Raw genomic sequence first — 16641 nt, forward strand, 5'->3', positions numbered from 1 at the left:
TGCGCACCTCCTTGTGCGTGTATATATGTTTACAAATAGTCTTGATAATCGATATTCTCGGCGGTCGCTTGCTGCACTGCCACGTCCACCCAACTAAACCAGTAGGGATATAGGTCGAGGATTGCGCCCTGCTCGGAGTATGGCCCGAAGTTGATAGGCTCGCCGCGCACGGGGGTCACGCCCTCGCCGTAGGCGGCATGCGTCCGTAGCTCTCGGAGCAGCGTGTCCATGAAGTTCCACGCGTCCTGCCAGCACTCGTCATAGCGCGGCGCGAAGTCCCTGTCCTCTCCGCGGACGTATCCGACCTCGGACGGATGCCACACGTCGCGCCCGTGGATGCCGGGGTTCCACACGCCCAAGTGCAGGCGGATGTGGAGGGTCTGCCGCATGTTCGCGGCGTCTTCTTCCCCGTCCAGCACTTGTACCATGATGCCCGGATGCGTTGTCTCCACCTGGGGTGGCAGCTGGGCGCGGTCGGCGGGCCAGTACATCCCTAGGACAGCTGGATGCACGAGCCTGTAGTCGTAGCCGTCCGCGCTCTGCTGCATGGCGGGATTGGTGGAGTTGTCGGGCGGGGCCTTGAGGGTGACCTTGGGACACACCTCGGTCTTGAGCCAGTCCATCAACGTGTTGACCGTCTGCACCACGCTCATGTCTCCACCACTCCTTTACTCGTAACGGATGAGGCCGATTGCGGTCAGCCCCATGTCCTCGCGGTAGCTGGATACGCCGTACGCGATGCCGTCCACCACCATGTTGCCGCCCACGGGAGTGCGCCGTTGGAGCTGGTCGCTCTTGACGTACAGCACATGCGTGGCGGCGGGGATGCCCATATCGCGGTCTCCGTCATCGCGCTCGGATTCGTCCAGCACACCGACCATCTCGATGCCGTCAACGGTCAGGACGTCCGCGAACTCATCCATGTCTAAAAAGACCTCGGCAAGGTCGCGGTACACGTCCAGCTTGAACGACATCGCGCTACACCGCCTTGATGGCGGCGATGATCTCGGCCTTGCGGGATTTCGCTTCTACCTCGATGCCGTTGGCTTCGGCGTAAGCGATTAGCTCGGCCTTTGTCATGTCTTCGAGGTCGATGGCTTCCTCCACCTGCTCGGGCGCTTCCTCCACCTCATCTGTGGTGGTGGAGGGGGTGGAGGGTTCCGCGCTCACGAATTCCGCGATGCGGTCTACCTCCACCAGCCTGCGCTCTAGGTCGGGGTCGCATTCGAGCGTCTCGCCGGCCTTATAGGGCACGCGGAATCGACCATCGTAGTAGATGAACGTGCCCTTGATGATGCGCACCATATGCACGCACCTCCTTTACTAGGCCAGCAGGCTCGTGGCGCTGATGAAGGGGTTCTTGTTGACGGGCACCAGCAGCGGGCGCGCGGTAAGGGTCAGCGTGCGGACGCCGCCCTCGGCGCTGGAGATGTACTGCGGGACGCGGGAGCCGGTGTAGGTGTGGAACTCGCCGTCTGCCTGCTCGACCTGGGAAACAGCGCCGTAGAGCGTGGTGCCAGCGCCGGGGGCGGTCATGACACCGGTGCCCTTGGCGATGTACTGGGCGACCTTGCCCTTATCGTTGGTGTAGGTCTTGTTGTAGCTGATGATGTTGATCATCTGGCCGTAGATGTTGAGGACGGCCACGGTCGCGGCGCTCGGGTCATCAAAGCTGGGAGCGACGTTGCCCATCTCGAAGCGGCGGATGTCGAGCAGCTTCTGCACCTGCGCGTTGTTGATGATGGCGGCGGCCACATCGGGGCTGCACACGAAGTCAGTGGCGGGCAGGCCCTTGGAGGTCAGCGCGTCCGCCATGGATGCGAGGTCATCGATGATGGTGGCGTCGGAAGCGCCCCACTTCTTGGTGAAGGTCATGGTCGCGGGGTTGGTGGATTCGTCATAGAAATGGATCTCGGAATCGATGGTGTTGGTCGCGTCATCGCCGATGGCCTTCATGACGCAGCCGTTGGTGGTCATGACCTCGGCGGCCATGGCTTCCTCGCGGCGCGTGATGGCGTGGTCGAGCTCGGTGAGGTCGCGGACGGCCAGCACCTGGGCGCGCTGCTCGGGGGTGAGGTCGCCGTAGATGGACTCGCCGAAGCCGCGCTTGGTGATGTCATCGATGGAGACGGGGCGCTTCGGCGCGACCTTGGCGGGCATGAAGGACTTCATCTGCTCGCCCTCGCGGGTCAAAGTGACGCCGCCCTTGCGGGGAGCGACGAAGGGGGCCAGTCGCATATCGCCGTCTCGGTACTCGACCAAGACGGACTCGGATGCGAAGTTGGAGCCTGCGGTCGCGGGGAAGTAGCGGTCGCGCAGGAAGGAATGGGCGGGGTCGATGCCCTGCACCGCCATGAGCAGGCGTGTGGTGCTGTAAACGTCAAGTGCCATGTTGCACTCTCCTTTCGTTTATTGATTAAAAAACGTCCTCGGTCTGGATGCCGGACTTGCGCAGGTACTCGATGTCGGCTGCGGCGAGCTGGTAAGTGCCGTCCGTGATGAGCTTGTTGCGCGCGAAGCAGCCGGTCTTGTAGGCTTCGGCGGTCTGGGCTGCGGCGCCGGTCTTGACGTCCTCGGCAAGGATGTACACGACCTCGTTGGTCAGCGCTGCGGCAACGGCGTCGCAGTCACCGCCAGCGGCGGCGGCGCACACGACGGTGCCGCGCTTGAGGGTCTTGTTGGCCGCGACCTTGATGGTGGAGGTCAGCGGCGCGGGCTCGGTGCCAACGACAAGGCCGTCGTAATTGTGGGTGCCGACAACGGAATCAATTCGTGTAGCTGCCATGGTTAAGCTCCAATCTTCTTGACGTATGCGATGGCATCGGCGACCTCAGCCTTCGCCTTGGCTTCCTCGTCCTCTTCCTCGGACGGCTCGGGTGCGGCGGGAACGTCCTCCGCGCCGCTATCGTCCTCGTCCTCCTTGGCGTCAGCCACGTAGGCCGCGCGCGCCTGGGCGTCGCGCTGCATGGCGGCGAGGGCGAGCTGTGCTGCGTCCATGGGGTTGGCGTACTTGGCGTCCTCCACCATGTCGGCGGGGACGGACGCGGCGATGCCGTCGATGGCGGCGATGCGCTCGCGCTCTGCGGTGGCCGCTGCGTTCTCGACCTCGCGGATGAGGTCGGGACGCTCGGCGCGCAGGTTGTCGAGGGTCAGGGATTCATAATCCATGTCCTCTCCTTCCTTTTCTGCCGCCTGTGGCGGCGCTGCTGAAATATGTGCATCGGCGGCGGCGGGATTGTCCCCCTCCACCTCCGTTGTCACCTTGTCTGTGTCGGGCCTGCCTGCCTTCATGGCCGCTGCGATTCGAGCGGTCGGCAGGTTGTGGAATGCGCTCACGTCATGGTGCAGGCCGTTGGTCACGATGCCCTCGCCGTCCTCGTCCACCTCGGTGGTGGAGGTAGAGGACTCGTCCAGCGTATCGGCGAATCCAGCATCCACGATCTCGTCTCCGATGAGCCACGTCTCGGCTTCGACAAGCTCGGAAAGCTCGGCGATGTCGCGGCCCGTCTTGGCGGCGTACACGTTGACGATGGACTTGTTGCATGCGTCAATCTGGCTGCACATGGTGGTGAGGTCGGCGCTGTTGTAGTAGCCGAACAGGAACGCGGCGGCGCTGTGAACCATGAAGATGGATCCGGGCATGACCACGACCTCGTCACCCGCGCACGCGATGACGGATGCGGCGGATGCGGCGATTCCCTCCACCTTCACGGTGATGGTGGCGGGAAGCGCTTTCAGGACGTTGTGGATTGCCAGACCAGCGAAGAGGTCTCCACCGCAGCTGTTGAGGTGGACGGTGATGTGGCTCGCGTCCTTGATGGAGTCCAGCTTCTCGTTGAATTCTTGGACGCTGATATAGACACCATCGAGTGATTCGCCAGACCAGTAGTCCTTAGGCGATTCCTCCATCACCTCGCCGTAGAGGGTTATCTCGGCTTCGCCGTTGCCCAAGTCCGCCACGTTGAACACGGGCGTGATGGGCTTGGCTTTATTCGGTTGGAACAGTCTGGGCATGCTCGCCCTCCTTTGTTAAATCAGTGGTTGGGACGGAGTCCGCGAGCGCTTGGTTCTCTCGCGCCAGACGCCGCACGTTTGAATCCCAATCGCTTCCGTTGATGCGCACCGCCGCCGCTTCGCGCGTGGTAATGCCCGCTTCGATGGCGGACAGCTCGGCGTTTATCTCCTTGGTCGGGTCGAGTTGTCCTGCGGACGGGCCAATCCATTCGCATGCGGTGTACGCGCGGCGGATGAGTGGGTCTGCGAAAAAGCCCGGCGCGGAGATTCGACCAGATGCCACGGCTTCGGTCAGGAACAGCTCCCACACGGGCTGGCAGAAGTCGGAGACAAGCCAGCTGCGCCGCATCTTGAAGCCCTTCCACGCTTCCATGAGCGCGGCACGGCTCGCCGAGTAGGACGAATTGAAGCTCTTTAGCAGCAGGTCAGCGGGAATCTCCACCGCCGCGCCTATCTGCTCGGCCATGGCTCGCATGAACACATCGAAGCCAGCGTTCGGATGAGCGGGGTTGGCGAACGTAACATCCTCGCCCGGCTCCATGTAGTTGATGGTGCCTGGTGCCAGCTCGTACTCGTTAGGCTCGGCGCTGGCGTAATCGCCGTCCGTGCCCTCGCCGCCGCCGACCTCGTTCCACGGGTTATCGATGGGGTTCTCCACTTTCACGAAGGCGGAGAAGGACGCCTGCACGATCGCCGCGTCAAGCTCCGCCTGCGTGTATCGGCGGGTCTGCAGCAAAGGCTCGATTGCCTGAGCCAGCATGGACACTCCGCGGTACTGGTCGGGGCGCTCCGCCTCCATGATGTGGAGGATGTTGGGCTGCCCTGTCTTCTTTCCGAAGGCCTGCACGCGCGTCCATTGGAGCGGTTCGCGATAGAACTCCTGCGGATAGCCGTTGCAGATGTGGTAAGCCACGGCGCGGCCTGTCGAATCGACCTCCACACCGTCATAGATCGCGTTGCCGTTGTCTGGGTTGCGCCCCTCGGTGGAGGATGCCACGGGCACCCCCATCATCGCGGGGGTGGAGACGCGGTCGGCTTCGATTATATGGAGCCTGAGCGTGTAGGGACGCATCGGCGATGCTTTCCGGTGCTTGATGAGCGCGAACACGTCTCCGCTCATGAGCTGGGATTGCATGATGAGCTGTTGGAGTTCATAAAAATCGTTAAGCCCCAAAGCGTCGCAGGCGATTCTATCCTCAGCCCACAGCGCGAACTCGCGCCTCGCCGCATCCTGCCATGCATCGGCGGTCGCGTCATCCATCCGCAGGTACTCGCGGTCGATGCGGGGGCGCGGGACAACGCCGGTGCCGACCACGTTGGTGCGGGCTGTGCGGACGGCGCTGGTGGCTATCGGTGCTCCCATGTAGAGCGCACGAGCGCGGTTGCGAAGCGTGTAGTTGTTGTCATCGATGTCGCGCTGGGCGCTGCCGCTCGACACGCGGAAGCCCTTGAGCGCTCGGCGCGTGCCGCTGGCTCCGCTGTCTCCGTAGCCCGATGCGCGGACGGGCGCGGCGGTGGAGCCATGCACGTTCGGTTTACGTTTTTGCTTGCTCAAATCTCCACCACCTACCAATCCCTATACACAACGCCGACTGACTTACGGCGCGAACCGCCAGCCAGCTGGGCGTCCATCTCTTCCAATGCCTGCTCCAACGCGGCGATCGCTTTGCGCACCTCGGCGAGGTCTGCGTTGTACCGCGCGAGATTTCGGCTACCGATTCCGTAGCTCTGCACGCCGCCAGCGAGGATGTCCGCTTCCTTTTGCAGGTACGCTTCGTAGCGCTTCTCATAGACCTCGCGGCGCTTCTCCAGCCTTTCGCGTTGCACCTCCACCACCTACCAATCCACGGAGCGGGTTTTTCTGCCGTTCCGTCTCCGTCTGGGCGCGGGGTGCGCCGTATTGTCTGTTTTCGTTTCCGTACGGGCGCGGAAGAGCGCGTCCATGTCGGGATTGAGAATCTTTAGCGCCGCCATCGCGTAGTTGCGGCAGTCCAACGGCTCGTTGCGCTCGTGCCCCGGTATCTTCTCCCAGCGCCAGCGGTTGCCCGTGGAGCCAGTGGTCAAGACCATGCGTTCGCTGAGCAGGCCGTTGAAATAGTTCTCGTCATAGCCTTTTCCGCGCGGAAAGTGGGCGAAGTTGGGGCCGTGCTCCTGCACCTTCAGGCTCGACATGATGGACGATTTGCCAGCGTCCACGCCGATGGTGTACAGCCAGCACGTGGCGCGCTTGTCGCGTATCGCAACCTTGGTGGGGATGGAGGTGTATGGGATTCCCTCGCCGCCCTTGCCCTTGATGGCGAAGATGCGCGAGCCTTGCCTTGCACGGCACCGCTCGTAGACCTCCTGCGTGTAGTGTCCGCCTGAGTCCACGCAGGTCATCGAGATGCGGATACCTCCACCGTCCCTGTACCTGTAGACATGCTCCACCACGCCATCGAGACGCTGCCAGACCTCATCCGTGTCTGGCCTGCCCATGATGACGCCCTTTTCGATGCCCCACGTTTCGCCCCACTGGCCGTGGCCGACCACCTCGTATTCGAGTCGGTTGTCTTGGGTATCGACGCCGCACGTAAGGCACAGCACGCCATCTGGCAGCTCCACCTCCGTGCCGTCCGGGCGCGTGCCGTAGTCCTCACGGCGTGCCAACAGCTCGTCATCGGACGCGAGGTCTCCACGGTCTTCCCAGAGCTTGCCGAGAAGGGTGTTGTAAACGACTTGGAGCTTCTGCGGGTCATCCTTGGCTTCGAGGAAACGTATAACGATCCGTTCCCACGGCACCCACGGGGACGCGAAGGCGTTGAGCCAGAAGCTGCGAATGCCCTTCTCCTCGTAGGCGCTCGGGTTGTCAGCCCTCCACTTGTGCGGCGCGTCCCGCACCTCCTGCTCGGATGACAGGCATCCGCATGACGGGCAGCACCAGTCAACGCCGCCCTTGATATGCCAGACCTTCTTGCCGTTGACCGTCTCGCTCCACGGCTCGAAGCGGATGTAATCGAAATCTATGTCGTGCCATTCGCCGCAGTGAGGGCACTCCACCACCCAACGCTCCTGCGTGCCGCCAGCGTAGGCGGTCTCGATATTGCTCGCGCCTTTAATCGTGGGGGTGGAGACCTCCACGCTCTTGGCGTTGTAAAACGTGGTCTGTCGTGCTTCGGCGAGCGCCCACGGGTCTCCTTCCTTGCCCGCACTCTTCGCCCATCTATCGCGTTCGTCACCGAAGATGTAGCGTGCGGGGGTGGAGGCTAGGGCGGACGGGGCGTTGGAGCCTGTCAGCATGAGCATGCCGCCAGGAAAGGACTTCTGGAGTACCGTCTTGGATGCCTTGCTGTCGCGCACGTCATGCACCTTGCGTTTCAGGCGCGGGCAGTCGCGCAGCATCGGCGCGATGCGTAGGCGGCTGAACTTCTTGGCGTCATCCAGCGTTGGATGGACGAAGATGACCGTGCCGGGGTCTTGATCCATGACGTAGCCGAGCGCATTAAGCTCCACCTCGGTCTTGCCGACCTGCGATGCAGCGACAATCACTACCTTGCGCACCTTGGGGTCGGAAAACGCACGCATCGGCTCGCGCATGTACGGGGTTCGGCTCGTCCTCCACGGGCCGGCTTCGGCTGAGCTTTCGGCGGACAACCTACGGTGTCTGTCAGCCCACTCGTCCACGCTGATGTTCTCGGGAGGTTCGAAGTGGCGCACCGCGCGGGAGATCGTGCGGTTTAAATCACGTATCGCTTGATTCCTCGTCTTCATCGTTCGCCGCGATCCATCCCTTCCGCTCGCGCACCATCTGCGCGTACACCTCGGGGTCGTATTCGTATTCACTCAAGCTGTCGAGCACTTGGCTCATCTCCGCCTGTAGCAGCGCGCTAATCTCCTGCGCCGTCTTGCACCGCGCGGCGTCCACCGCCACGCGCCCGGGCACGGCCAACAGCATCGAGCGCACGGAGTACACCAGCGCCGTGACCGCGCTCTCCACGTCCTCGGCGCTGTGCATGCGACCTTCCAGCTCGGCGAGCTTCAATGCTTCTTGGTCTGCCTTGGCGCGTTTGTAGTCAGCATCTGCTTGGAGCTTCTTCTTCTCGGCTTCGGCGTCTCCCGCTCCCCTGCCCTTGGCGTTCTCCACCGCGAATGCGATGTACGCTTGTATCGTCTCATCGAAATCGTACTTGGCGGGCTTGCCCTCGGCGGTCAGCACGCCCTCGGTCACGAGCTGGTTCACCCGCCGCTCGGTCAGGCCGAGCGCGTGGGCGATCCTACGCACGCCGACTTTCTCGGACATAAAGCCCCCTTTGCAGGTAGGAGTCAGGGTATTTCAAATTTTTGAAAGTTCGATTTATTTTGCGCTCGAAAGCGCCGCACGGGCCGACCACGCTGACAGAACCTATCGACCTGCGAGAACGACGGTCAGCATTGCGACAAGCGGTAGTTCAGCTTCTCCTGCATGAGCTTCGCCAGCGCCTTCTGGGTCGTTCCGTATATGTTCTCGTTGGTGACCATCTGCGGGATGGACAGCGTGGTAGCGGCCTTGTGCTCGGCACCGGGATGGACGTATGACTTGCGCCCGCCCTTGGGGCCGTTGGATTTCCCGCCCTTCGCCCTCATAGTCGTTCCACCGATTCGCTGCATAGGTGGCTTGATGCCGCCCATGTACATGTAGGGCGACTTGGCGGAGTACGCGCCGCCCATGCTTCCCGGCTTGCCCACTGGCGCCATCGCCTTCTTGTGCCCTTTCAGGATCTCCACCTTGATGGTGTATCGGCGCCCGCCCGCTGGTGCCGCAGCGGGCGCGGGCTTGAAGTGGAGCACTGTGAGCATGCGGCTGCGATACGTCATCTGAAAGTCGCGCACGCCCCCGGTGATGGAGCACCTGCCCTGGAACCTCTTGGAGTTGGGGTTGATCTCGCCCTTGGCTATCTTGTAGCGCCCCGTGGTGATGTCGGCCACGGTCTTCGGCGCTGAGCGCTTCATGTCGGTGATGGTGCGGTTCATCGCCTGCGCGTACTTGTCGCCCTTCTTGGTGAGCTGCTTGCTCAGCGACTTGACGTCTATCGTCGCGCTCAACTTGATACCGGGCACGAGCTCCACCTCCTATGTATATGGAAAAGGACGGGCTCGGATGTGCGTCCGTTCGTCCCGTCCTTTGACCATCGCGCTTACTCGCGCACCTTAGTTATATCAGCGATTCGCGTTTAATGCCGTCCAACATCTGCCAGATTATCTAGATTCGTCCAGCGCGTTCAGAATCGTCCAGAATATTTATTTTTCGCGCAGCGCCCCGCCCGTCTCCACGGGGGGGGAGGGGAATAGCCGCGCAGCGCCACGGTGTCGGCGCATGAAAAAAGCCCCCGCGTCTCCACGGGGGCGGTCGGCTAGGCCTTCTTGTTCTCGCGCTCCATATCCTCGCGGATGAGGCGCTTGACGTATGTGGCGAACGCGCCGCGCGTGTCGGCGAACGCCAACAGGTCGGCTTCGGACGGGTAGAACGCCACCATCTTGCGCGTCACGTGCTCGCGAACGTACTTGGCCGACGCCCTGCGCTGGGCTTCCGATTGAGCCATGGCTACCTCCGCTTCCTGAACAACACGGTGTCCGCCAGCTTGTAGCCGATGGCGCCGAATATGCCCGCGACCACGGCGAATGCGAACATGCTCATGATTCCTCCCCATACATGCTTTAGAATGGTTGTGCAGGGGCACCGCGCCAACGGCACCCCCATCGACTGCTAGGGTTCCCTGAAATGCTTGCCGGCTGTTCTCGGAACCCTGCTTCTTCGGACGCGCTCGATTAGGGATTCGAGCAGATGCTCACCGACCTTGCCGAAGATTCCGCCGATGAGACCGCCTATCGCGGTGCTTACAAGAAACTCAATCACATATCTACCTGCTTTCTAACATGGGTCGCGCCTTCCGCTCCCCGTTGGCACTATTATATAACGGCGACGTTATATGTGCAAGCTATAATTGCAACATTTCCGCAGCTAGATAGCAAAAAAGCCCCGCAGGCAGATGCCCACGGGGCGCGAGGTCTAGCCGACCACTTCGAGTTGCAGCGGCGGTTGGTACGCCGGGGCGCAGTATCGACGCGCCATCCACTCCAGTCCCTTCGGCGTCACGAGCGCGTAGGGGTCGCGCACGCGGCGCTCGCCGTCCGGCGCGGTGAAGGACGTGGCTATGTTGGTCAGGTAGCCGCGCTCCACCGCCCTTGCCGTGGCGCGGTTGGTGCGCTGCTCCATCATGTGGTCTACGCGCAGGAGCTGGAACAGGCGGCGGCGCGACATGGAGCCGTCCAGTTGGCGCAGTAGACCGGATGCCTGCGTGATCGTGTACGCTCCGTCCGCATCGAGGAACGCGTCGGCCATCGCGGCCTTCGGGGCGAGGACGGCGTTCTCCCCAGCCAGCATGTCGATGTCAGCGCGCTAGCGCTCGATGGTGTCCCGCGCGATGAGGATGGCGCGCGCCATGGTCTGCTCAGGCGTCTCGTCGGGAACCTCCACCATGTAACCGCCGCGCTTGCGGATGGACGGGAGGACTTCGTGCGTGACCCAGCGCTGGAACGCCTTGGCTTCCGGCTTGCGCGAACGCATGACCAGTTTGTAGAAGCCGGGTTCTGAGATTATGTTCGCTTCACCTTGACGCCCTAAGTTGAACTTAGCTCGTTCGTCATCATCAAGCGAATTGACCGCAACGGTTGGGTTGGTAAGCTCAAGCGCATCGCAAACGTCTTTCGCCACGAACCAAGGCTCGCCCGTCTCATCGCGCAGAGCCCTGATGACCCCGAACTCTTCATTTTCGAATGGTATGATTGATGACGCTGCATTCATATGCAGCTCCTTTCTGGGTCTTCGAGACCCTGCCACGGGGGCATCCGATTATCTTGGTGGATTGGCGGATGCCCTATTTTTCTGCCTTCGCGCGGTCTTCGCGCTCGACCTTTTCTATGATCGCTTGGCGTATGAACTCGCCACGGCTGCCGCCTTCGCGCGCTATCTCGTCCAGTCGCTCTATCGCTCTGGCGTTCTTCTTTCGATGAAGCACGGTGCTCATCCGGTAGAGCGTCTTCCTGTCGTAGCGCTGCTTCGGAGTCTCCATTCCGTTCACCTCCTTCTCTTGTTGGTCTTAACCATAATCGAACGAAAGCCCATGTAGAATGATGTATTTCGGCGCTCCACAAATGCGGGAAGCGTCCAAATGTTTAGGCTCATGTTTGATTAAGCGCGTGTAACTCTAGTTAGTTCGAATAAGAGTCTGTAAGAGCAATTAGAAAATCCCATTTGCATAGGTTTATGCAAATAACGAATAAAAAGAAATATCGGCGGCGGTGGTAATCTCCATAATTCGGAGCCATCGCCGCCGTCATAGATCTAGAACAGCGCCGCCTGCCCCATGCCGTCCTTGGCCCGCGCGATGCCCACGGAGTCCACCCATTCGAGGGCGCGTTGAAGCTCGATGTAGGCTTGGCTGCGCGAGATGTACAGCGCGCAGGCCAGCGTGTCGATGGTCATGTCCTCGATGTAGTAGAGCTCGAGCGCATCGCCCCAGAGCGAGTGGTGCGGGTTGGCGGCGCGCACCCCGCGGCACACGGCGCGGGCGTCCTCCACCACGGAGAGCATGTCGGCGCGCTCGCGGCGGAAGCGCTCTTCCATGTCCATGCGCGAGTCGGTGAGCGTGCGTGCGTCCGTGCTGCCCGAGCCATGCCCGATTGAGTCGTAGGACTGCGCCTTGCACGTCTCGCGCGAGAGCATCGCCTGCACCATGTAGGGGTGGCGCTCGATGCGGCGCACGGTGTCCCGCGCGATCTCGAAGTATTCCTCTGCTGTCAAATGGACGCACCTCCGTTAGTCGGCATATTATCCCACGTTCTAAGGGGGTAATGCAAAGGACGCCCAGCTAGACAACCAAAAGACCAGCGGTGCAGCGCGCGAGGTAGAGCAGCGCGTTGAGCGCGATGAGAAGCGCGATGAGCTTGCCGACCAGCCGCATGAATTCGTCCATGTCTCACCATCCCATCCCCGCGACCATGCGCCCCATCGCGATGTCGGCGATGACGAGCGCGAGCGCGGACGCGATGAGGAGCAGCGCGGCGGTGATGCCGATTATGAAGGCGCGGAAGATGCGGAAGGCGGTCGGGGTGGGCTTCATATGCAATGGCTCGTGTCGCTTCATCGTCCGCTGCTCCCGAATCCATCGGCGCCGCGCTCCGTGGCGTCCAGCTCCGCGACCTCCACCGTGTCCACGCGCGGGGACGGCACAATTAGCAGCTGCGCGATGCGGTCGCCGCGCTCGATGTCGTAGGCAGCGTCGCCGTGGTTGATCAATCCGACCTTGATGGTGCCGCGGTAGTTCGGGTCGATGAGTCCGGGTGCGTTCACGACCGTCACCATGTCGCGGCACGCCATGCCCGAGCGCGGCAGGACGAGCGCGGCGTACCCTTGCGGCACGGCGATATGTACGCCAGTCTCCACCATGCGGACGCGCCCCGCGTGGATGCGGCACGGCTCGGACGCGTAAAGGTCGAGCGCCGCGTCATCATCGCGGGAGTACGCGGGGAGAGCCGCGCCATCGTCTATGTTAACGTGTAGTTCCATTCGGTTCCTTTCTGCTTCTAGGCTTTCCGCGCTTGAACTCGCCGGCGCACTTTGGCGAGCAGCATCGCGATGGGTTGTTTGGGTTGGTCGGCTTGAAGGTCTTGCCGCACACGGGGCAGACGCGCTCGCGCCCGGTGATGGAGCGCACGCGGTCGTTCAGGCGCATGATCTTGAGCGCCGTCTCGAACGTCTCGCGGTCGGAGTAGGTCAGCTTGTAGGTCGTCATCTTCGCGTGCTCTGCGTGGCTGAGCCGCGCGAGGTTGGACGGGTCGCAGTTGAGCTTGTCCCCGTCCAGGAACACGATGATGTCATCCGAGGTCAGCTTGACGTTATGCGCCCGCTCGTAGACCAGACGCTGCTTGAGGTCGAAGCACGACCTGTGCTCCGCATCCGGTCGCTCGCGCACCTTGACCTCGATGTAGCCGTCCACGTTGACGCGCTCGTAGCCCATTGGTCTGGTGTTGTGCGGGATGCCGTGCTTTTTGAATCGCGTGGCCTTGGTGCGCTCGATCGCTTCGGGCGTCATCCATTCCGACTGCGGCCTGCCCTTGTTGTATGATTCCTGACCCTTGAAGAATCGACCGCCGACCGTGCCGGACTTTATGCCGAAGCGCGTCTTGAAGTTGGCAACCTGCGGGACGCGAAGCTCGACGTCCCAGCGCTCCTTGAATGCTGCGATTATCTCCTGTTCGGAATGGCCGGGGATGTACGCCGCCAGCCACTCGCACCACTCGGGATGCGCCGCCCAGCTCACGGCGCCGGTATCGCGGTGCACGCCGAGATCGCTGGCGCGAGCGGTGAGCGTGGTCGGCTTGATGGGGCGTCCGAACACACCCTCGAAGAGCCGCGCGGTCTCCTTGGCCTCGTGGTAGGGGTAGACCGCGCGAATCCACTCATCCTCAGCGGGGTCGTTGCGCCTGCGACCCATCAGAAGCCCTCGGGGAGCTTGGGATGGTTGACGGTCGCCCTGTCGAGGTATTCGGTAGCCTTGAGCGAGTTGGCGCGCGATGTGTTTATCTGCTTCGCCACCGCCGACACCGCCTTTGCGCGCTCTATCTCCTTTTCCAGCTGCTCGTCCGTGAGCGATTCGTCACCGAGCCGTTCAAGCTCGGCGAACAGGTGGTTGTCGAGGTCTATCTGGCGGTTCTTTACTGCCATTGGTCTATCTCCTTTGCTTATCGGTCATCGGGATATGTTCAAGGTCGGTCGCCGGCATCCACATGGCTCGCTTCAGCGTGTCGGCCACCTGCACCTCGCCGTTTATATCGTCCAGCGCCACGACCTTGTAGATCGTGCAGCCGCCATCACCGGCTATATGCACCGTGTCCCCGCGATGGATTGCCGAGCCGTCCGCGTAGCGCGGCATGCGGGAAGCGTAGTACTCCACCATCTCGTAGCCGTACTGCTTGCCGGAGGTCGCACCAGTCCCGCCCTCGCGCATCCTATCTGCCATCGGTATCAGCCTTCTTAGAGAGGTCGAGGAGCATGTCACGCGCCGCCGCGATGTGGTGCAGCACTCTCTCCCGCTCGTAGCTGTAAGGCAGGCGCTCCGCTTTGTCGATGGCGCGGTTCAAGTCGAGCGCGATGATCTTGGCGGCGAGCCACGTCTCAATCGTCCGCATCGTCCGTGCCCTCCACCTCGTATTCGCCGATGAGCAATTTGTTGCAGATTCGGCGTATCTGCTGGAGCCTCGGCTTGTAATCGTCTGGCATGCGACCGAGCCTGTAGACGTCCATCTCCATGCCGCATGCCAACTCGGACAGACGGTAGACCGATTCATCGAGCGTCATATCCTCCACCTCCGTTGTTCAGCGATTCCGTTCCATTCCATCTCACAGCCCCTCCCTAAAGATGATCCATGCGACCACCGCCAAGAGCGCGAACGGCGAGAGGATGATGACTAGCAGACCCACGGCTAGAGACGCCATCACCGCTTCCATGCTCATATCTCCACCTCCAAATAAGACGGGAGCGCCGTTTTAGACGCCCCCGCGATACGTTGCTATTTCTTCTGCCGTCCGTCCCACCATTCGAGCAGCCCCGCGAGCTGGTTGGCTCCCAGCCCCTGCACGCGGCGGTTCTCGGCGATTGAGAGACGCGTCATCACCTCGTCCGTTGCCACCTCGCCAACTCCGGGGAGGGCGCGGATAAGGTCGCGGACGCGCACGCGCCGCATGACGGGCAGCGCGATGGCGTGCTCCAGATCTATGCGGCCTTCCTTCAGGTCGCGCTTGATGTTCTTTCGGGCTTGGCGTACCGCAGCCGCAGCCGCAAGGTCAAGCTGGCGTTGCTCGGATGTACGTTTAGGTAGTGGCATCAGTGCTCATCCTCCATGTAATCGATGATGTAGTCCAGGTACTCGCGTGCTTTGCGGTAATCCTGCAAGCCGTTCTTGAGTGGTGCGCGCCACAAGTATTTGACCGCGGTCAGCGCCCAGTGCGCCACGCAGCTCGGGCATGCCGCTCGGTCGTATCCCGCGCTCATGGAGAGCTGGGCGCGGCGGCACTCCACGGTGCCGTCTCCGGCGTAGTGCGGGGGCGCGGTCACGTTGGAATCGTCTACCATCCGTGTTCCTCGCATTCCTTTTGCGTCTCTAGAATCGAATCGATGTAGGCCTGGATGTCATCGCAGCCCTCGGCATGCGCGAACTCACGAAGCGCCATCTCGCACTCCGCTATCGCGATTAGCAATGAGAGCACCCCCCCCCGATGGCTGAGTCGGATTTGAAATAGTACCCGCGCACCTCGTCCAATCTGTCCGATGCGGCGAGCACGCGTGCGGCGGTGCTAACGACTTCCACCGCTAGGTCTCTAGGCTTCTTTATATGAATCGACCTCCAATGCGGCGAGCTTGCCGCTGTCTCTAAGTTGAAAGCATCCAAGCGCCAGCATAATCTGCGCTTTCTGGTACGCTGGCCAGTCAACGCCGCCAGCCGCCCTCGCGCGAGACGTCGGCCCGAACGGCTGCACCAGCGCCGTCTCGATCGTGCGGAGCGCGTCCGTGATGGCTGTGCGGTCGCTCTCGGTGAACGTGGCGCCGTGCATCTTGCGCAGGGTCAGCATCGGGCCGAGCGTGCAGTTCGCCGCCCATTCCTCGAAATGGTCGCTCATTCCTCCACCTCTCGATTTGTGTTGAGCCTGCCACAATAAGGGCAGTAAACGTAGTCCTCCGCATACACCGAGTCGCACGACCTCCCGCAATGGTCGCACTCGTACACTCGCACCGGCGCGTTCGTCCGCTCGGATGCGGTCGGCTCAAGCTCGCACGTGAGGTCAGGGTCTGGGTCGATGAGGTCGGCGAGACGGGCGCAAAGCGGTTTGGCGTCGAAGTAGTACGGCGCGTGGCCGACTCCCGCCGCCTCGGCGATGTACGCGCACAGAAGCGACCTGCCGTCCCCATCGTCCATGGAATGCGCGGTGAAGCCAGAGCAGTCGATTTGCCGGATGTAGCCAGCCACCTCGCGGCGCTCGTAATCAGTCACCATAGCGACCGCGCTCCCTGTTCCTCTGTTCGCAGCGCTCCATGTACGGCGTCATGTCGCTCACGCCCACCATCGCGGCGAGGTTCGCGCACGCTTGGATGCAGTCGGCGATCTCGTCCATGAGCGATTCTCGAGACGGGCACGGCGCGGGGTACCTGTTCGCAGGGCCGTTGTATGCCGCCCGGCTCTCGTCCGTATGCTCGCATACCCGGCACATGTCGGTGCATGAGTTGTATTTCTGCCATTCGGCAAAGGTTTCCGCCGCCTCTTCCAGCGGTTTGAGCGCCTGCGCTTTCGGCTCAAGGTTGCAAAACGCCTTGATGGTCGGAATCGTCACGTTTGTAACGGTCATTCGCCCTCCACCCTCTTAAGCTCGTCATCGAAGTAGTCTTGTGCTTCACCCAGCAGGTCTGTCGCGTCTATGTCTGCAAACCGCCCGCACCCATGGCACTTGAAGATGACGCTCATCACCTTCGGCTTGCCCCATATGTCGAGTTCCGCGCCCACGTCCCCGCCGCATACAGGGCATTTGAAGGCTGAAACGTCCAGGTATATGCCGCCCAT

29 protein-coding genes are annotated in these 16641 nt (G+C 62.1%); all 29 read right to left on the minus strand.

From position 1 onward, the window contains the following. Nucleotides 1-29 precede the first annotated feature (29 nt). On the minus strand, nucleotides 30-653 hold the full coding sequence (locus HMPREF9452_RS11195; protein ID WP_009140427.1) for a hypothetical protein: 624 nt from the start codon (nucleotides 651-653) through the stop codon (nucleotides 30-32). 15 nt (nucleotides 654-668) lie between these two features. Further along, nucleotides 669-974: a hypothetical protein gene (locus HMPREF9452_RS02020; protein ID WP_009140428.1), complete on the minus strand. Its 306-nt coding sequence runs from the start codon at nucleotides 972-974 to the stop codon at nucleotides 669-671. Between the two features lie 4 nt (nucleotides 975-978). Continuing rightward, nucleotides 979-1305 (minus strand): Rho termination factor N-terminal domain-containing protein, encoded by a 327-nt coding sequence (locus HMPREF9452_RS11200; protein ID WP_009140429.1) that lies wholly within the window; start codon nucleotides 1303-1305, stop codon nucleotides 979-981. An 18-nt stretch (nucleotides 1306-1323) separates the two neighbouring features. Beyond that, nucleotides 1324-2391, minus strand: coding sequence for a major capsid protein (locus tag HMPREF9452_RS02030; protein WP_009140430.1), 1068 nt, complete (start codon nucleotides 2389-2391; stop codon nucleotides 1324-1326). A gap of 25 nt (nucleotides 2392-2416) precedes the next feature. Continuing rightward, nucleotides 2417-2785 (minus strand): hypothetical protein, encoded by a 369-nt coding sequence (locus tag HMPREF9452_RS02035; protein ID WP_009140431.1) that lies wholly within the window; start codon nucleotides 2783-2785, stop codon nucleotides 2417-2419. A gap of 2 nt (nucleotides 2786-2787) precedes the next feature. Then, on the minus strand, nucleotides 2788-4014 hold the full coding sequence (locus HMPREF9452_RS02040; protein WP_009140432.1) for a head maturation protease, ClpP-related: 1227 nt from the start codon (nucleotides 4012-4014) through the stop codon (nucleotides 2788-2790). Beyond that, nucleotides 3989-5569, minus strand: a complete 1581-nt coding sequence (locus HMPREF9452_RS02045; RefSeq protein WP_009140433.1) for a phage portal protein — start codon at nucleotides 5567-5569, stop codon at nucleotides 3989-3991. Before HMPREF9452_RS02045 ends, HMPREF9452_RS02040 begins: the two co-directional genes overlap by 26 nt. Before the next feature lie 11 nt (nucleotides 5570-5580). Then, on the minus strand, nucleotides 5581-5841 hold the full coding sequence (locus HMPREF9452_RS02050) for a hypothetical protein (protein WP_009140434.1): 261 nt from the start codon (nucleotides 5839-5841) through the stop codon (nucleotides 5581-5583). Nucleotides 5842-5850: 9 nt separating this feature from the next. After that, nucleotides 5851-7761, minus strand: a complete 1911-nt coding sequence (locus HMPREF9452_RS02055) for a phage terminase large subunit family protein (protein ID WP_040362114.1) — start codon at nucleotides 7759-7761, stop codon at nucleotides 5851-5853. Continuing rightward, nucleotides 7733-8290 carry a hypothetical protein gene (locus HMPREF9452_RS02060; protein WP_009140436.1) on the minus strand — a complete coding sequence of 186 codons (558 nt, stop codon included), beginning with the start codon at nucleotides 8288-8290 and terminating at the stop codon, nucleotides 7733-7735. Before HMPREF9452_RS02060 ends, HMPREF9452_RS02055 begins: the two co-directional genes overlap by 29 nt. Nucleotides 8291-8415: 125 nt before the next feature. Then, nucleotides 8416-9087 (minus strand): hypothetical protein, encoded by a 672-nt coding sequence (locus HMPREF9452_RS02065; RefSeq protein ID WP_009140437.1) that lies wholly within the window; start codon nucleotides 9085-9087, stop codon nucleotides 8416-8418. A gap of 293 nt (nucleotides 9088-9380) precedes the next feature. Next, nucleotides 9381-9569, minus strand: coding sequence for a hypothetical protein (locus HMPREF9452_RS02070; RefSeq protein ID WP_009140438.1), 189 nt, complete (start codon nucleotides 9567-9569; stop codon nucleotides 9381-9383). 467 nt (nucleotides 9570-10036) lie between these two features. Next, complete coding sequence (locus HMPREF9452_RS11205) at nucleotides 10037-10411, minus strand: phage antirepressor KilAC domain-containing protein (protein ID WP_009140440.1); 375 nt, start codon at nucleotides 10409-10411, stop codon at nucleotides 10037-10039. 15 nt (nucleotides 10412-10426) lie between these two features. After that, the gene (locus HMPREF9452_RS11210; protein ID WP_009140441.1) at nucleotides 10427-10831 is read right to left on the minus strand and encodes a BRO-N domain-containing protein; all 405 of its coding nucleotides are present in this window, start codon (nucleotides 10829-10831) and stop codon (nucleotides 10427-10429) included. Between the two features lie 73 nt (nucleotides 10832-10904). Continuing rightward, on the minus strand, nucleotides 10905-11099 hold the full coding sequence (locus tag HMPREF9452_RS02080; protein WP_009140442.1) for a ribbon-helix-helix protein, CopG family: 195 nt from the start codon (nucleotides 11097-11099) through the stop codon (nucleotides 10905-10907). A gap of 272 nt (nucleotides 11100-11371) precedes the next feature. Beyond that, nucleotides 11372-11830, minus strand: coding sequence for a hypothetical protein (locus HMPREF9452_RS02085; RefSeq protein ID WP_009140443.1), 459 nt, complete (start codon nucleotides 11828-11830; stop codon nucleotides 11372-11374). Between the two features lie 175 nt (nucleotides 11831-12005). Continuing rightward, nucleotides 12006-12173 carry a hypothetical protein gene (locus HMPREF9452_RS11715; RefSeq protein WP_009140445.1) on the minus strand — a complete coding sequence of 56 codons (168 nt, stop codon included), beginning with the start codon at nucleotides 12171-12173 and terminating at the stop codon, nucleotides 12006-12008. Next, nucleotides 12170-12595: a dUTP diphosphatase gene (gene dut / locus HMPREF9452_RS02090; RefSeq protein WP_009140446.1), complete on the minus strand. Its 426-nt coding sequence runs from the start codon at nucleotides 12593-12595 to the stop codon at nucleotides 12170-12172. The genes HMPREF9452_RS11715 and dut overlap by 4 nt, the downstream gene beginning before the upstream one ends. Further along, nucleotides 12579-13523, minus strand: a complete 945-nt coding sequence (locus HMPREF9452_RS11215) for an HNH endonuclease (protein WP_009140447.1) — start codon at nucleotides 13521-13523, stop codon at nucleotides 12579-12581. Before HMPREF9452_RS11215 ends, dut begins: the two co-directional genes overlap by 17 nt. Then, nucleotides 13523-13753 (minus strand): hypothetical protein, encoded by a 231-nt coding sequence (locus HMPREF9452_RS02100; RefSeq protein ID WP_009140448.1) that lies wholly within the window; start codon nucleotides 13751-13753, stop codon nucleotides 13523-13525. Before HMPREF9452_RS02100 ends, HMPREF9452_RS11215 begins: the two co-directional genes overlap by 1 nt. A gap of 4 nt (nucleotides 13754-13757) precedes the next feature. Further along, nucleotides 13758-14048, minus strand: a complete 291-nt coding sequence (locus HMPREF9452_RS02105; protein WP_009140449.1) for a hypothetical protein — start codon at nucleotides 14046-14048, stop codon at nucleotides 13758-13760. Continuing rightward, entirely contained in the window at nucleotides 14038-14217 is a 180-nt protein-coding gene (locus HMPREF9452_RS02110) for a hypothetical protein (protein WP_009140450.1), read from the minus strand. Before HMPREF9452_RS02110 ends, HMPREF9452_RS02105 begins: the two co-directional genes overlap by 11 nt. Then, nucleotides 14204-14386 carry a hypothetical protein gene (locus HMPREF9452_RS02115; RefSeq protein ID WP_009140451.1) on the minus strand — a complete coding sequence of 61 codons (183 nt, stop codon included), beginning with the start codon at nucleotides 14384-14386 and terminating at the stop codon, nucleotides 14204-14206. Before HMPREF9452_RS02115 ends, HMPREF9452_RS02110 begins: the two co-directional genes overlap by 14 nt. A gap of 212 nt (nucleotides 14387-14598) precedes the next feature. Beyond that, nucleotides 14599-14913, minus strand: coding sequence for an integration host factor, actinobacterial type (mihF, locus tag HMPREF9452_RS02120; RefSeq protein WP_009140453.1), 315 nt, complete (start codon nucleotides 14911-14913; stop codon nucleotides 14599-14601). After that, the gene (locus tag HMPREF9452_RS02125; RefSeq protein ID WP_009140454.1) at nucleotides 14913-15161 is read right to left on the minus strand and encodes a DUF3310 domain-containing protein; all 249 of its coding nucleotides are present in this window, start codon (nucleotides 15159-15161) and stop codon (nucleotides 14913-14915) included. The genes mihF and HMPREF9452_RS02125 overlap by 1 nt, the downstream gene beginning before the upstream one ends. Nucleotides 15162-15406: 245 nt before the next feature. Then, nucleotides 15407-15706: a hypothetical protein gene (locus tag HMPREF9452_RS02130; RefSeq protein WP_009140456.1), complete on the minus strand. Its 300-nt coding sequence runs from the start codon at nucleotides 15704-15706 to the stop codon at nucleotides 15407-15409. Further along, a complete protein-coding gene (locus HMPREF9452_RS02135; RefSeq protein WP_009140457.1) occupies nucleotides 15703-16080 on the minus strand; it encodes a hypothetical protein in 378 nt (125 codons plus the stop codon). The genes HMPREF9452_RS02130 and HMPREF9452_RS02135 overlap by 4 nt, the downstream gene beginning before the upstream one ends. After that, the gene (locus HMPREF9452_RS02140) at nucleotides 16070-16429 is read right to left on the minus strand and encodes a hypothetical protein (protein WP_009140458.1); all 360 of its coding nucleotides are present in this window, start codon (nucleotides 16427-16429) and stop codon (nucleotides 16070-16072) included. Before HMPREF9452_RS02140 ends, HMPREF9452_RS02135 begins: the two co-directional genes overlap by 11 nt. Then, the gene (locus HMPREF9452_RS02145; RefSeq protein ID WP_009140459.1) at nucleotides 16426-16641 is read right to left on the minus strand and encodes a hypothetical protein; all 216 of its coding nucleotides are present in this window, start codon (nucleotides 16639-16641) and stop codon (nucleotides 16426-16428) included. Before HMPREF9452_RS02145 ends, HMPREF9452_RS02140 begins: the two co-directional genes overlap by 4 nt.

Origin of the sequence: Collinsella tanakaei YIT 12063 (assembly GCF_000225705.1) — a bacterium.
Classification (GTDB): Bacteria; Actinomycetota; Coriobacteriia; order Coriobacteriales; family Coriobacteriaceae; genus Collinsella; species Collinsella tanakaei.

Excerpts from the sequence above, each read along its gene's own strand:
- HMPREF9452_RS02115 (WP_009140451.1), bottom strand. The coding sequence starts at position 14,386 with ATGACGCTCGATGAATCGGTCTACCGTCTGTCCGAGTTGGCATGCGGC.
- HMPREF9452_RS02020 (WP_009140428.1), bottom strand. The coding sequence starts at position 974 with ATGTCGTTCAAGCTGGACGTGTACCGCGACCTTGCCGAGGTCTTTTTA.
- HMPREF9452_RS02135 (WP_009140457.1), bottom strand. The coding sequence starts at position 16,080 with ATGGTGACTGATTACGAGCGCCGCGAGGTGGCTGGCTACATCCGGCAA.
- HMPREF9452_RS02080 (WP_009140442.1), bottom strand. The coding sequence starts at position 11,099 with ATGGAGACTCCGAAGCAGCGCTACGACAGGAAGACGCTCTACCGGATG.
- HMPREF9452_RS02140 (WP_009140458.1), bottom strand. The coding sequence starts at position 16,429 with ATGACCGTTACAAACGTGACGATTCCGACCATCAAGGCGTTTTGCAAC.
- HMPREF9452_RS11200 (WP_009140429.1), bottom strand. The coding sequence starts at position 1,305 with ATGGTGCGCATCATCAAGGGCACGTTCATCTACTACGATGGTCGATTC.
- HMPREF9452_RS02125 (WP_009140454.1), bottom strand. The coding sequence starts at position 15,161 with ATGGTAGACGATTCCAACGTGACCGCGCCCCCGCACTACGCCGGAGAC.
- HMPREF9452_RS02030 (WP_009140430.1), bottom strand. The coding sequence starts at position 2,391 with ATGGCACTTGACGTTTACAGCACCACACGCCTGCTCATGGCGGTGCAG.
- dut (WP_009140446.1), bottom strand. The coding sequence starts at position 12,595 with ATGGAACTACACGTTAACATAGACGATGGCGCGGCTCTCCCCGCGTAC.
- HMPREF9452_RS11195 (WP_009140427.1), bottom strand. The coding sequence starts at position 653 with ATGAGCGTGGTGCAGACGGTCAACACGTTGATGGACTGGCTCAAGACC.
- HMPREF9452_RS02035 (WP_009140431.1), bottom strand. The coding sequence starts at position 2,785 with ATGGCAGCTACACGAATTGATTCCGTTGTCGGCACCCACAATTACGAC.
- HMPREF9452_RS02130 (WP_009140456.1), bottom strand. The coding sequence starts at position 15,706 with ATGAGCGACCATTTCGAGGAATGGGCGGCGAACTGCACGCTCGGCCCG.
- HMPREF9452_RS02100 (WP_009140448.1), bottom strand. The coding sequence starts at position 13,753 with ATGGCAGTAAAGAACCGCCAGATAGACCTCGACAACCACCTGTTCGCC.
- HMPREF9452_RS02040 (WP_009140432.1), bottom strand. The coding sequence starts at position 4,014 with ATGCCCAGACTGTTCCAACCGAATAAAGCCAAGCCCATCACGCCCGTG.
- HMPREF9452_RS02110 (WP_009140450.1), bottom strand. The coding sequence starts at position 14,217 with ATGCGGACGATTGAGACGTGGCTCGCCGCCAAGATCATCGCGCTCGAC.
- HMPREF9452_RS02060 (WP_009140436.1), bottom strand. The coding sequence starts at position 8,290 with ATGTCCGAGAAAGTCGGCGTGCGTAGGATCGCCCACGCGCTCGGCCTG.
- HMPREF9452_RS02105 (WP_009140449.1), bottom strand. The coding sequence starts at position 14,048 with ATGGCAGATAGGATGCGCGAGGGCGGGACTGGTGCGACCTCCGGCAAG.
- HMPREF9452_RS02055 (WP_040362114.1), bottom strand. The coding sequence starts at position 7,761 with ATGAAGACGAGGAATCAAGCGATACGTGATTTAAACCGCACGATCTCC.
- HMPREF9452_RS02070 (WP_009140438.1), bottom strand. The coding sequence starts at position 9,569 with ATGGCTCAATCGGAAGCCCAGCGCAGGGCGTCGGCCAAGTACGTTCGC.
- mihF (WP_009140453.1), bottom strand. The coding sequence starts at position 14,913 with ATGCCACTACCTAAACGTACATCCGAGCAACGCCAGCTTGACCTTGCG.
- HMPREF9452_RS11215 (WP_009140447.1), bottom strand. The coding sequence starts at position 13,523 with ATGGGTCGCAGGCGCAACGACCCCGCTGAGGATGAGTGGATTCGCGCG.
- HMPREF9452_RS11715 (WP_009140445.1), bottom strand. The coding sequence starts at position 12,173 with ATGAAGCGACACGAGCCATTGCATATGAAGCCCACCCCGACCGCCTTC.
- HMPREF9452_RS11205 (WP_009140440.1), bottom strand. The coding sequence starts at position 10,411 with ATGCTGGCTGGGGAGAACGCCGTCCTCGCCCCGAAGGCCGCGATGGCC.
- HMPREF9452_RS02145 (WP_009140459.1), bottom strand. The coding sequence starts at position 16,641 with ATGGGCGGCATATACCTGGACGTTTCAGCCTTCAAATGCCCTGTATGC.
- HMPREF9452_RS11210 (WP_009140441.1), bottom strand. The coding sequence starts at position 10,831 with ATGAATGCAGCGTCATCAATCATACCATTCGAAAATGAAGAGTTCGGG.